Here is a 12,546-nt window from a genome sequence, read left to right on the forward strand (position 1 = left end):
AATAAAAATTTAATTTAAAATCATATAGTTACGCGTTTCTGTGAATTTGGCATTCTTGTTGCTCAAATGCAGGCGAAGGTAAATTGATTTGCCGGCAAACGCCTGGTCAACGATTTTTAATATTGGTTAGCGGAGTCCAATTGCATGGAACTGGCACAAAACAGAGTTTCCGGGAAAATCTTCGTCATTCTTGACGACACCGAAGGGAAGAATTTTTTGGCGGTTACTCCCGATGGAAAAATTAAATGCCTGGAACGAAGCCTCTTCTTTTTCGGCAGGGAAATAAATCATGAAGAAACTGAACCGGAGAAACTTTTGAGCGACACGCAGTTGTCAATCTACGAAGCGTATTTCGGTGAAACCGTTAAAAATTGAATTTATCACTTTAAAAGAATGGCTTGATGAACAAAACGAGCTTCAATGAAAGGAGTTTTTCATGAAACAGGATCCTTTTGGCAACCTGATGGATTGGGGGACCGTGTTGGACATTTTCGAGGAATTGGCCGACTCCGGGAAACTGGTTGAATGTCAGCCGGGCCTGATCCGGATATTACGGTTCAAAGGGAACTGGCGACTTCGCGAGGAAGTCCTCAAGCGTGTCGGAGAAATTCAGGCCCCCTCGGAGGACCTTTTCCGCCAGGTTCTATCCATCCTGGCCGATGACAACATCTATTACGACGCCCGAGTCATTGCCGGCGACGCCCTATGTGCAATGCTCAAAAACATTCATGCGGCTTCTTATGAGGAACTGTCCACGGCCGTGAAAAAATTAATCGAAAAGCTGATGCAGACACCGCAGCCGCCATTTTTCGGCGAGGCAGTGGAACGACTTTATGACGAGATCGCCGCGCCAAGCATGTTGGAGAACTAAGGTCACTGCCAGGGATAAAGGAGATATCCATGAATAATAATCGAAAAAAAGATCCTGCGATGAACGGTGAATATCGGCCTTCAAAAGATACAGGTCCGTCTTCTAAGGAGCAGGGCATATGTCTGAACTGCGAAGATCGGCAGGTTTGTTGTTTTACGGACGCCGGCAAAAACGTGGTGTATTGCGAAGAATATCTCTCGGATCGACCGGATGAAGAAAAAAGGAACCGTTCTTCCAATAATTTTGGAACGCGTCCCTGTTTCGGAATCGACGATTTTATTCCTTTATGACGGATCACGGCGGGGTGTTGCCACTGATGGATAGCGTCTCGACAGATCCACCCATTTCTAAATTCTTTTATTGAGAGGTCAATGATGCGAATCGGTATCCCGAAGGAGATTTTGTCCGAAGAAAAAAGAGTCGCCGCCACACCGGAAACCGTAATGAAATACATCGAACGGGGATTCGAAGTGGTCGTCGAAGCATCGGCAGGAGAAGGCATTTCCATCAGCGATGAAGAATACCGGATGGCCGGGGCAGACATCATCGCCGACACGGCGCGCCTGTTTGAAGAATCCGACATTATTCTAAAAGTCAAGCAGCCCGTATTCAACCAGAAACTGGATACCCATGAAGTCAATATGCTTCGAGACGACGGCATCCTGATCACTTTTCTCCACCCGGCAACTCCCGAAAACCACGATATCGTGAAGCGGCTTCGGGACAAAAACATCACCGCCCTGACCATGGACGGCATCCCGCGCATTTCGCGTGCGCAGCGCATGGATGCCCTTTCTTCCATGAGCACCGTCACCGGATATAAATCGGTGATCATGGCGGCTGACAAACTGCCCACCTTTATCCCCATGATCGGCACGGCCATCGGCACCATCAAACCGGCTACATTTCTCATCGTCGGCACCGGCGTGGTAGGGCTTCAGGCCATTGCCACGGCCAAGCGGCTCGGTGGGGTGGTCAAGGCCATCGATATCCGCAAGGATGCCTGCACCGAGGCGGAAAGTCTGGGCGCCAAGGTGGTGGATTTCGACATCCCCCAGGAGCTGGCCATCGGCAAGGGGGGCTACGCCAAGGCCTTGGAAAAAGAGTGGCTCGAAATCGAGCAGCGCACCATCGCTCCCCACCTGGAAGGTGCCGATGTGGTCATCTTGAGCGCACTGGTGCCGGGAGAAATCGCTCCGATCCTGGTTACGGAAGACATGGTATCCAGGATGAAACCCGGCTCGGTGATCATGGATGTATCCGTGGACCAGGGGGGAAACTGTGAAGTGACGGAACCCGGGCGGTTCAGCCGGCGGCTGGGCGTGCATATCTCGGGCATACAGAACATCCCCGGCAGGATGGCCGTCCACGCCAGTTGGCTGTATGCCAACAACATGTTTCACTACGTTGACAACCTTTTCAAAAACGGCGTCGAAACGCTTGACCTCGAAGACGAGATTGTCAACAGCTCTCTGGTCACGCACCGTGGCACCATTCATCACGAAGGCGCCTTAAAGGCCATGCGGACGAATCTGTCCAATTGAGTCGATTTCAGGGGAAAAAGAAATGAAAGCCGCCTGGATTTTCATGGCGGCTCTTCAATGCCGGACCCCGCCGGTGGATATTACTGCGCGGGGACAGAGGAAATCCGATGCTGAATTTACTTTTGATGTTGGGCGTCTTCGCGGCGGCCTTTATCGTTGGCTACCTGTTGATATCCAAGGTGCCCGCATTGCTGCACACGCCATTGATGTCGATGACCAATGCCATCTCGGCCGTCACCATACTGGGAGCCGTGATTCTGTTTTCATTTCCGACGACCGTCTCTGAAAAAATCTTAGGCGGCGTGGCCATTGTAACGGCCACGTTCAATGTCGTCGGCGGTTTTGCTATTACGGACAGAATGCTGAGACTTTTCAAGGAAAAACGAACAATATCGAACGTACAATCGAGAGAATTCACCGCTGATCACGGCAGGGTGCGCAAACGGCCGAACGATCGTTTTCTATCCATTTGGTGAAGATTCGCCGCAGCGTGCTGTGGAGCGTCTCCAATAACCCGTAAACGAAATCCATCGTGCTATGACACTTACTATCGACTTTTCAGTTATTTTGATTCTGATCGCGGGTATATGGCAGTTCCGGGCGCCCCGCCGAGCAAAGACCGGTAACCTGACCGCGGCATTTGCGCTGATGTGCGCTTTTTTCTTGGTTCTATACCGCAACGGGATATTGGACGCAGGTGTCGTTATCCTGTCTCTGCTGGGGGGAGCGATCGCCGGGTATGCGGTGGCACGTGCCGTCAGCATGATCCAGATCCCGGCCATGGTCGCCTTTCAACACGGCGCAGGCGGGGTAGCGGCTTTCCTTGTATCTCTGGTTGAGTTGACCCGCAGCTCCCACGCGCTGGAACCGGTGAGCGAAATTTCGGGCTTGTTGGGAATGACCATCGGGGCGTTGACGTTCAGTGGCAGCATGGTAGCCTCTGCCAAATTATCTAACAGAATGAGGCAAACCCAGCAAATCCTCCCCGGTCATCAAATGTTGTTGTGGTGGAACATTGGCGGCCTGTTTTTTGTTGGAGGGTTATCCTTTTACATCACCTCCGAACTGGTGTGGGTTGTTTATTTGATCCAGATCCTCCTTTCCGTTCTTTTCGGCATCTTGTTTTCGGTCCGTATTGGCGGCGCCGACATGCCGGTGCTGATTTCCTTTCTCAACGCGACCGCAGGCTTGGCGGCTTCTTTTTGCGGGATGGTGATCGGAAATCAGCTGCTGATTGCTTTCGGTGCAACGGTCGCGGCTTCTGGTTCCATTCTCACGCATGTGATGTGCAAAGCAATGAACCGAAACCTTTTCAGGGTATTTTTTCCTAAAACGGTCAAAAAAAATGGAGCGGTGGGCAAAAAAGCATCGACTGTCGCGTCTCCACCACCACACGCTGCTAACCATTCCGATCCTGAAGAGATAAATGCACAAGAACCGTTCACAAAGGCCATAAACATTATCAAACAAGCCCACTCTATCATTATTGTTCCCGGATACGGTATGGCCCTGGCAAAAGCACAGACGGAGGTCGTCGAGCTGGCCAATCGATTGATCGCCGGCGGGAGCACCGTTCAATATGCCATTCACCCGGTCGCCGGCCGCATGCCCGGGCACATGAATGTGCTGCTGGCTGAAGCCGGCGTAGACTACGACATGCTGGTGGAGATGGAAGCCATCAACCCTGAATTTCAGTCCACGGATCTGGTGCTGGTCGTCGGGGCCTGCGATGTGGTCAATCCCGCGGCCATCGATGTCGAGGGGACTCCGATATCCGGCATGCCGATCCTGATGGCCCACGAGGCCAAGCATGTGGTGTGCTGCAATTTCGATGAAAAACCCGGTTATTCCGGGGTTGAAAATCCGCTTTATTCCAATGGCAACACGATTTTGCTGGCGGGAGACGCCAAGAAAACCGTCCAGCGCCTCCTGGACGCGTTGACCGAAAAACAGTCCGTTGAGATGCCTGCCGATAAAACCGATCAGGATCGCACCCCCGACGCCGTCCAAGCGCTTTCTCGAGCAAAACGAATCGTCATTATTCCGGGGTACGGTATGGCGCTGGCCAAGGCCCAATTCGATATTGTGGAACTGGGGAATATTTTACAACAAAAAGGCGCACAGGTGGATTACGCGATCCATCCGGTTGCCGGCCGCATGCCCGGGCATATGAACGTGCTTCTGGCCGAGGCCGACGTCGATTACGAAAACCTGATCGAAATGGATGAGGCCAACCCCGGATTTGCCGAAACGGATGTGGCCATGGTCGTCGGTGCCTGCGATGTCGTCAACCCGTCAGCCATCCAGCGGGAGGGGACGCCGATTTCCGGCATGCCGATTCTGATGGCCCACGAGGCCAGAACGGTGATTGTCTGCAATATGGACAAAAAGCCAGGCTATTCAGGCGTAGAGAATCCGCTCTACGACAATGAGAATACCATCATGCTGCTCGGGGATGCCCGGCTGACGGCCAAAAAACTGATCGAAACATTCCAGGCAGAGGGAGGGTGACATGACGATTCGCTATTTGGAGGACTCAAAAAATGTGCCCGGGGACCCTAACGACAAAGCTTCTTCATCCCGGCTCGACATCAAACATGTTCATAATTTAAACGAGCGGACCAAAGAATTGGATTGTCTGTATCGAGCTATCAACCTTTTGGGGATCGCGGAACATGGATCTCTGGAAAAAGCGATCCAGCAGGTTGCGGACCTGATACCGAGCGGGCTGCAATTTCCAAAAGTTGCCTGTTCCCGCATAGTGATCGGCGAACAAGAATACAGGTCCGAAAGATACGTTCACAGCCGTTGGCTGTTGATCGCGGATATCCTTGCCGATGAAGAGAATGTCGGCTCCCTTGAAGTGGCCTATGTAGAAATGCGCCCTGATAGTTTCAAGGGGCCGTTTTTGGAGGAGGAAGTCTTTCTTTTGAATGCGGTTGCCTGCTTGATTGGCCAAACGATTTATCGGAAAAAATTGATAGACGAAAGAAACGAGCATTTCAAACATCTTGAAAGGATATATCAAAAAGTGCTCAGGGGGTTTATTCCCATCTGTGCCTCATGCAAAAGCATCAGAGATGAAAAAGGGGCTTGGCACCAGCTGGAAGCTTACGTACAAAAACGAACCGAAGCGACTTTCAGCCATGGTATCTGCCCGGAATGTTATAAAAAGCTTTATCCTTATCTCTCAGGTCGGTAGTAGGCAGCTTTGTTCTCGTTATCCTTACTATTTTGTCAGTAGAAGTTCAATCCGAAACGAAAATAGAATTCCCAACGGATTCTTTGATTCGACAAGGAAGAGGGTCTATAAATGGAGAAGATGAAGGTAAGGGAATTGATGCGTCCAACTGATGAGTTTCCTCGTATTTCCAACCAGGCTACTTTTATGGAAGCGGTGGCTGCATTGGAAAAGGCTGATTTGGAATTCAAATCAGGCAAAGCACCAGAAAGAATACTATTGGTCTATGACGGGGCGGGCAATATCGTTGGAAAATTATCCCCCATGGACGTTGTCCAGGGCTTGGAGCCAAACTATGCCAACATCGACGACCTTAAAGCAACTCCTTATTACCAACTGATTCGGATGTGGCACAGACCACTTGGTGAACTTTGCAAAAAAGCTTACAGCGTCAAAATTCATACTTTTATCAAGATGCCTACTTCTGACCATATCGTAAAAGCCGATGATAAAATGGACAGTGCTTTTCATCTTTTTATCGTCAATCGCCACGATTCTCTATTCGTTCAAGACGGATCGTACCTTGTAGGTTTGATTCGATTTTCAGATGTCTACAAGAAAATCAGAGAGATCATTACCTCTTGTCCTTCTCCGACACAGGATAGCAGCAGGGACGTTTAATCACATTGTAAGTTTGGTGAATGCATAATTTTCCCAAAATGACAAATAGATTATGCGATATCCGCGACTACGTGCTGGAAAACGGTGATGCTTTCGTTGCTACTCTTCATAGGGTATTAGTGCTGGTAAGAGCTCTCAATCGGGAACGGATCGGTCACTCCAAAAGCTTGGTAAGGTAGCCCTTTAAAGGAAAGTTCATTTTAATCAGAGGAGCGTCGCTTAGTGCTTCAGAGCGCGAATAAGTAACGGAGGTACAATGCATCTGAAAGGAATTAAAAAAGATCCCTCGAGCACGCAACCATCCTATACGGTAAAAGCAAACTCAAAAATATGTATAAAAGATGTGGATAGCGGAGAAGTGTTCCGCTTTTGCCTCGTTCCGCCTGAAGACCACGATGCGAGAAATGGTAAAATCTCGATTTTGACGACCTTGGGTGCCGCCTTGATATGCAAAAGCGTTGGAAATATGATCACCTGGCAGGCGCCATCTGGTCTAAGAAGATTTGAAGTGCGATCTGTTTTTCGATCAGAACGAATTTGACGATTGTGCCGGTATGGCAGCTTCGGAAGGTTTGCCATTGAATTGGCGTCGGTAACAATCCATACCGATAAGAATTGTGCACTATGTTCATAGCATTGCAGAACCACTCAACAAACGGAGGTACAACATGGCTATTCGTAAGCAGGCTTTAAAGAGCAAACCCGTGTGCAAGGTTACGTTTAATATCCCGGAGAAGATGGCAGACGCGGCAACTCAGGCTCATGTGGTGGGCGAGTTCAACGACTGGTCGACCTCGGCGACACCAATGAAAAGATCTAAAAAAGGTGCTTTTAGTGCTACCGTTGAGCTGAAAAAAGGCCGGTCGTATCAGTTCCGCTATTTATTGGAGGAATCCCGCTGGGAAAACGACCCGGATGCCGACGGCTATCTGCCGACCCCTTTTGGGGACAGCCAAAATTCGGTGATCAATCTGTAGGGTCTCCTTACCCGTCATTATTTTACTGGGTCGCTGGTTTTTGCCTTCAATGCCGCCTGGTCGGATTTGGAAGGCATCGGCAAAGGATTGTCGGGGGCTCTGTTCTAATCGGCATGGGCGATAATGGATCGAATGAAAAATAGATTATAGCTGGATGTTCCCACATTGAAAGGCAAATCCAAAGGCTATGTTTGATCCGCATATTCTCCTGACGGGCGTTATCATTTTTCTGGCTAGAATCTGCGATGTGTCAATGGGTACTATCCGAACCATCGTTACCGTTCAAGGAAGGACCGGTATCGCGTTTGTTCTGGCCATTTTTGAGATTACCATCTGGGTGACCGTGGCCGGCACGGTGATCAATCAGATTGCCGACAAGCCACTACTGGTCATTTTTTATGCATTCGGATACGCAACTGGAAACGTGGTTGGAATCAGGGTGGAGCGCATGCTTGCTTTTGGAACGACGATTCTCCGAATTATTACCCCTAACGCAGGTCCTGCCATCGCATCGCACCTGAGAGAAAAAGGGCAGCCGGTTACAGTATTCCGAGGAGAGGGCAAACATGGACCGGTCAACGAACTTTATATTGCCTGCCGACGACGTGATCTCAAGTGGATTCTGCCAGACGTTCAGTGCATCGACCCGAAACTGTTTTACGTAATCGAGCAGGCACGGGATATGAGCAAAATATACCGGCCGGTCTTTTCGCCGCTTGGCGGTTGGCGAGCGATCAGTAACCGTAAATAGTTGTATCATATCGACATCAATAGTCAAAAAGGCTGAAGAGGGTATGCTAAATCGTCGCGAGGGAAAACCTTATTACATGATCTCCTCACTGGCACGCGGCCTACGAATGATCGAACTGCTTGCTGAAAATGGACAACTGACTGCCAGTGAGTCCGCTCGTATGATGGGGTCGAGTCGTAGCGTAGCGCATCGTTTTTTAGCGACGCTTCACAAACTTGGCTATGTTCGTCAAGACGAACGTGCACGGTATGCCCTGTCCATGAAACTGTTTGAACTAGGCAGTCGAGTTATCAATCATAGCGAGATTTTTACCACCGCGCGCCCGTTCATGCAGCGTTTGGTTCAAAGTCACGGCGAAACCGTCAGCCTCAGTATATTGGACGGACAAGATATGGTGATCATCGACACGCTTACAGGAAGGAAATTGTTCAATTATCATTCGACAGTTGGTAGCCGCACGTCAGCCAGTAGCCATGCCATGGGAAAAGTAATTCTGGCCTTCAGGAATCGGGAAGACCAAGAGGTTTATGCCGATGCCGTTCATCTTGATTCGTGTCTCCCCTGTACAACCAATGATTCTGGTGCCTTTTTGTCCGAACTCGACGGGATAAGGCGCGATGGATATGCAACGGACGACGAAAAATGGGCCGTGGGCATCAGGTGTGTCGCCGCACCGGTATTCAATCATACCAACGAACCCGCTTATTCAATCGGTGTTTTCGGACCGACAAATCGAATGACGTCTGTAGTTATTTCAAAATTGTCCTTTGATCTCATCCAGAGCTGCCGCGTGATCTCCAAAAAGCTTGGCAGCAGCCGAGACTGAGTCGCCCTTTTCATCAACGATCTGTCTTTTATTAATGAACCGCTGGAATCACTTCCAGTGTTAATTCCTAAGGCTTAAAGAAATCAGAGAAGAGTACTGGCGCTTAAGCAAGGTTCCCGATGGAGCCGGAGGAAGCATTTATCAGAGGCAGAGCAAAAGAACGTCTGATAATAGCATATCTTGATTGTTTGACAGCCTGTCGTACGGCCTGTTCGATATCCATGGTTGATCGATCAACAGGCGGACGCGGTTTGATACACGCTGGGGAAAAAATGGGTATCGCGACTGACATTATACTGCTGATCGTTGCAGCATTTTCTTGCGGCATAATCCTGCAACGACTCGGCCAGCCGTTAATTCTGGGCTATATTGCGGCCGGGGTTGTCTTGGGACCGCACACCGGGGGTATTACGGTCTCGAACATTCACGAAATTGAATTGCTTGCCGAGATAGGCGTGGCCTTGCTTCTGTTTGCATTGGGACTTGAGTTTAGCCTCAAGGATCTCAAGCCGGTTAAAAAAGTGGCGTTGATCGGTACGCCCCTCCAAATGATCCTTACCATCTGTCTTGGGTTATGTATAGGCAGCTTAATGGGGTGGGATTGGAAGTCATCACTGTGGCTCGGGGCATTTATCTCTCTTTCGAGCACCATGGTGATCCTCAAGACGCTCATGAACCAGGGCTGGATAGGCACTCTTTCCAGTAAGGTGATGATCGGAATGCTTATCGTGCAGGATCTGGCCGTGATCCCCATGATGATTATTCTTCCTCAGCTGAATAACCCGGCAGTGGGTATCCATGCCATCGGCTTCTCCGCGGTCAAAGCGGCTATTTTTATCGCCGGAATGATATTGCTCGGGACCCGGATTCTGCCTCGACTCATGACTCATATCGCCAATTTGGGTTCGAGGGAACTCTTTTTGCTCGCCATCACTGCCATCGGTTTGGGCATCGGTTACTTAACGCATCTGCTGGGGCTTTCTTTTGCCTTTGGGGCATTTGTCGCCGGTATGGTGTTGAGTGAGTCCGACTATGGTTATCAAGCCCTCAGCGATATAATTCCGCTTCGAGATCTTTTTGGGCTTTTGTTTTTCACCTCGGTTGGCATGTTGTTGGATCCCGCCTTTCTGGTGAATCATTTCAGCCAGGTTGTTATTTTGGTGCTGGCCGTGGGCATTGGCAAGGGCATCATATTTGCGCTCATCGTTCGGATTTTCAAGTATGGTAACGTGATTCCTCTGGCCGTAGGACTGGGCTTGTTTCAGATTGGCGAGTTTTCGTTCGTCTTGGCAAGGGTAGGGGTATCATCAAACTCGATCAACCATGATTTATACACGTTGATATTGACCGCCACGGTCTTGACGATGGTACTGACCCCATTGGTTTCGGGTCAAACGGCAAGGCTCTATGCGTTGAAGAAGCATTGGATGCGTCATGAACCGCTTGAGTCGGCGAGCATTCCCGATATCGGGCTTAAGAACCATGCAGTTATCGCCGGTGGCGGCCGTGTCGGTTTTCAGGTTGCACAGGTCTTGCAGCGTCTGGGATTGCCATTTGCGATCATCGAACTGGACCACCGGCGATTCGATCAAGCCAAGGTCGCCGGCTTGGCCGTTGTTTATGGCGATGCCAGCCAGGAAATTGTTCTTGATGCAGCGGGGATAAAAGATGCCGCCATTTTAATTCTGACCATACCTGGACTTGTGGCGGCCAAATCGACAGTGGTTCAGTCCAAACGGTTAAACGGGCACATCGGAATTGTCGCGCGTGCACCCGGGCCGGATTACTTAGATTTTTTCAAAGACCTGGGGGTTGTGGAAACCGTTCTTCCGGAATTCGAGGCGGGCCTTGAAATGACACGCCAGGCCCTTCTCCACCTCAGCGTTCCGCCGACCGAAGTTCAACGTCATACGGACACCATTCGTCAGGAACGATATGCTTCCATGTTGGACAACAATGATAATTATCGCTTATTGACCCAACTTCGAGGTGCCGAACAACAGTTCGATTTGCAATGGATCCGTCTGCCTCGGGAAAGTCGGATGGCCCATCGGACGATTGGAAAGAGCGAAATACGAAAAACAACGGGGGCATCTGTCGTCGGAGTTGTCCGGCAAGGTGAGTTACGACCCAATCCCGATGCCGACTTTGTTTTAGAACCCGGGGATTTAGTCGCAATTATCGGAAATGACAGGAGCAGAGACATATTTTTTCAAGTGGCATCGTCTCCGCTATGTAGTGGATAAATCAACCATTAACCGGTGTTTAAGGAAAAAAGATTATGCAAAACCGCACGATTTACATCACCAAGTTCGACCTTGAACGGCTTGAAGATCTTCTCGCTGCAGCTGGCGAATTCAGCTATCGGGATCGTTTGGATCTGGAGGAGCTCGAAGCGGAAATCCAGGAAGGCACCCTAGTTGATTCCAAAAATGTTCCTCCAAATGTCGTCACCATGAATTCCCGGGTGGCATTGATTGACATTGACGAAAACAAGCCGATGATTTTCACCCTGACCTTTCCCAGGGATGCTGACATTGACAAGGGCAGGTTGTCCGTCCTGTCTCCAGTCGGGACAGCCATCCTCGGGCACGCCGAGGGCGACGTTATTGAATGGCGTGTTCCAGCCGGACACCGTTGCTTTAAGATTGAAAGGATACTCTACCAGCCTGAAGCCGCGGGTGATTATCATCTTTAGCACAACCGAATCTTGGAATTGCAGTGTCCGGTGATCACAATAATGTAGAACCTGTTTTGTCGAACGAATATAGAAACACGCACCAACCAATGGAATAAAGACTATTAACAATCGCATGAATATTCAAACCAAACGAGTCTACGATCCAGCCGAGAAGATCGATGGAAACCGCGTCCTTGTGGACCGGGTTTGGCCCAGGGGGCTGTCTAAGGAAAAGGTCCAAGCCGATCTGTGGCTGAAAGATGCCGCGCCGAGCACCGCTCTTCGAAAATGGTTCGCCCATGACCGATCAAGATGGGAAGCATTTAAAGAGCGTTATTTTGCGGAGTTGAAGGACCAACCGGAGGTGTTGGCAACGCTTTCGGAACTTGCACGAAAGGGACCCATCACACTTCTTTTTTCTGCCAGGGATGCCCGTTGCAACCAGGCCGTTGCCTTGAAGGCTTTTCTTGAGTCAATTTTAGTCCATGATGGGTCATTGAAATAATTCACAAACACAAGGAGGTTCCTATGTCAAACACTTGGCTCAGTACTCTGAAGACAGATTCCCCCCAGGAAGGATTTGAACTTGCAATTAAACTGTCTCGAATGGGTGTCAAGTACACTCAACCTTCCGATGAAATCAGAAAGAGATTAAGAGAAGATTACGCCAACAATGCCGACAGTTTGATTGCAGCATCACAAGTCGTGGCAGTCAACTTTCAAACGATAGCCGCAGCGAATAAGTATTGGAATAGCGGTTCATAGCTCATCTGATTGTTGATTAAGGATATTTGGTAATGGGAGTCGATATCCTGCAAAACACTGCCGTCCAAGCGCTTGTATAAGCAGAAAGTATCGTCTCCTGACAGTCTACGAAGCAAAAAAAGTGATCGTCTACAATGTGGAGGAAAAAGCCCGGTTATTCGGGCGTCGATAATCCGCATTACGATAACGAGAAAACCATCAAGCTGCCCGGGGATGCTCGGCTGACGGCCAAAAGACTGATCGATCCATTCCAGGCAGAGGAAAGGTGAT

At 49.7% G+C, this 12,546-nt stretch carries 17 protein-coding genes; 16 read left to right on the forward strand and 1 reads right to left on the reverse strand.

What is annotated here, in order from left to right; translation table 11 throughout:
• Positions 1–144: 144 nt before the first annotated feature.
• The 6 genes from Dvar_RS04440 to Dvar_RS04465 all read left to right on the forward strand — a co-directional run bounded on the left by Dvar_RS04440 (position 145) and on the right by Dvar_RS04465 (position 4,926).
• Positions 145–375, forward strand: a complete 231-nt coding sequence (locus Dvar_RS04440) for a hypothetical protein (RefSeq protein WP_155302316.1) — start codon at positions 145–147, stop codon at positions 373–375.
• A 61-nt stretch (positions 376–436) separates the two neighbouring features.
• The gene (locus Dvar_RS04445) at positions 437–871 is read left to right on the forward strand and encodes a hypothetical protein (protein ID WP_155302317.1); all 435 of its coding nucleotides are present in this window, start codon (positions 437–439) and stop codon (positions 869–871) included.
• Between the two features lie 29 nt (positions 872–900).
• Positions 901–1,161 carry a hypothetical protein gene (locus Dvar_RS04450; protein WP_155302318.1) on the forward strand — a complete coding sequence of 87 codons (261 nt, stop codon included), beginning with the start codon at positions 901–903 and terminating at the stop codon, positions 1,159–1,161.
• A gap of 81 nt (positions 1,162–1,242) precedes the next feature.
• Positions 1,243–2,415 carry an NAD(P) transhydrogenase subunit alpha gene (locus Dvar_RS04455; protein WP_231715659.1) on the forward strand — a complete coding sequence of 391 codons (1,173 nt, stop codon included), beginning with the start codon at positions 1,243–1,245 and terminating at the stop codon, positions 2,413–2,415.
• A gap of 107 nt (positions 2,416–2,522) precedes the next feature.
• The gene (locus Dvar_RS04460) at positions 2,523–2,891 is read left to right on the forward strand and encodes an NAD(P) transhydrogenase subunit alpha (RefSeq protein ID WP_155302319.1); all 369 of its coding nucleotides are present in this window, start codon (positions 2,523–2,525) and stop codon (positions 2,889–2,891) included.
• 61 nt (positions 2,892–2,952) lie between these two features.
• Positions 2,953–4,926, forward strand: coding sequence for an NAD(P)(+) transhydrogenase (Re/Si-specific) subunit beta (locus tag Dvar_RS04465; protein ID WP_419660517.1), 1,974 nt, complete (start codon positions 2,953–2,955; stop codon positions 4,924–4,926).
• A gap of 97 nt (positions 4,927–5,023) precedes the next feature.
• Here the strand turns inward: Dvar_RS04465 and Dvar_RS04470 are convergent, their stop codons facing one another.
• On the reverse strand, positions 5,024–5,416 hold the full coding sequence (locus tag Dvar_RS04470) for a hypothetical protein (RefSeq protein WP_419660518.1): 393 nt from the start codon (positions 5,414–5,416) through the stop codon (positions 5,024–5,026).
• Positions 5,417–5,728: 312 nt separating this feature from the next.
• On the opposite strand from Dvar_RS04470, the gene Dvar_RS04475 reads away from it, so the two are divergent.
• The 10 genes from Dvar_RS04475 to Dvar_RS04520 all read left to right on the forward strand — a co-directional run bounded on the left by Dvar_RS04475 (position 5,729) and on the right by Dvar_RS04520 (position 12,545).
• The gene (locus Dvar_RS04475; RefSeq protein WP_155302322.1) at positions 5,729–6,277 is read left to right on the forward strand and encodes a hypothetical protein; all 549 of its coding nucleotides are present in this window, start codon (positions 5,729–5,731) and stop codon (positions 6,275–6,277) included.
• Positions 6,278–6,533: 256 nt separating this feature from the next.
• Entirely contained in the window at positions 6,534–6,818 is a 285-nt protein-coding gene (locus Dvar_RS04480) for a GreA/GreB family elongation factor (protein WP_155302323.1), read from the forward strand.
• 127 nt (positions 6,819–6,945) lie between these two features.
• On the forward strand, positions 6,946–7,254 hold the full coding sequence (locus Dvar_RS04485; protein WP_155302324.1) for an isoamylase early set domain-containing protein: 309 nt from the start codon (positions 6,946–6,948) through the stop codon (positions 7,252–7,254).
• A 187-nt stretch (positions 7,255–7,441) separates the two neighbouring features.
• Complete coding sequence (locus tag Dvar_RS04490) at positions 7,442–8,005, forward strand: DUF2179 domain-containing protein (protein ID WP_155302325.1); 564 nt, start codon at positions 7,442–7,444, stop codon at positions 8,003–8,005.
• A 76-nt stretch (positions 8,006–8,081) separates the two neighbouring features.
• Positions 8,082–8,831, forward strand: a complete 750-nt coding sequence (locus Dvar_RS04495) for an IclR family transcriptional regulator (RefSeq protein WP_269433811.1) — start codon at positions 8,082–8,084, stop codon at positions 8,829–8,831.
• 272 nt (positions 8,832–9,103) lie between these two features.
• A complete protein-coding gene (locus Dvar_RS04500) occupies positions 9,104–11,077 on the forward strand; it encodes a cation:proton antiporter (protein WP_155302327.1) in 1,974 nt (657 codons plus the stop codon).
• A gap of 35 nt (positions 11,078–11,112) precedes the next feature.
• On the forward strand, positions 11,113–11,529 hold the full coding sequence (rnk, locus tag Dvar_RS04505) for a nucleoside diphosphate kinase regulator (protein ID WP_155302328.1): 417 nt from the start codon (positions 11,113–11,115) through the stop codon (positions 11,527–11,529).
• Positions 11,530–11,644: 115 nt separating this feature from the next.
• Positions 11,645–12,016, forward strand: coding sequence for a DUF488 domain-containing protein (locus Dvar_RS04510; protein ID WP_419660519.1), 372 nt, complete (start codon positions 11,645–11,647; stop codon positions 12,014–12,016).
• A 23-nt stretch (positions 12,017–12,039) separates the two neighbouring features.
• A complete protein-coding gene (locus tag Dvar_RS04515) occupies positions 12,040–12,276 on the forward strand; it encodes a hexameric tyrosine-coordinated heme protein (protein WP_155302330.1) in 237 nt (78 codons plus the stop codon).
• Positions 12,277–12,410: 134 nt separating this feature from the next.
• Positions 12,411–12,545 (forward strand): hypothetical protein, encoded by a 135-nt coding sequence (locus tag Dvar_RS04520; protein ID WP_419660520.1) that lies wholly within the window; start codon positions 12,411–12,413, stop codon positions 12,543–12,545.
• Position 12,546: the final 1 nt, after the last annotated feature.

This window comes from Desulfosarcina variabilis str. Montpellier (assembly GCF_048565275.1).
In the GTDB taxonomy this organism is placed as follows: domain Bacteria; phylum Desulfobacterota; class Desulfobacteria; order Desulfobacterales; family Desulfosarcinaceae; genus Desulfosarcina; species Desulfosarcina variabilis.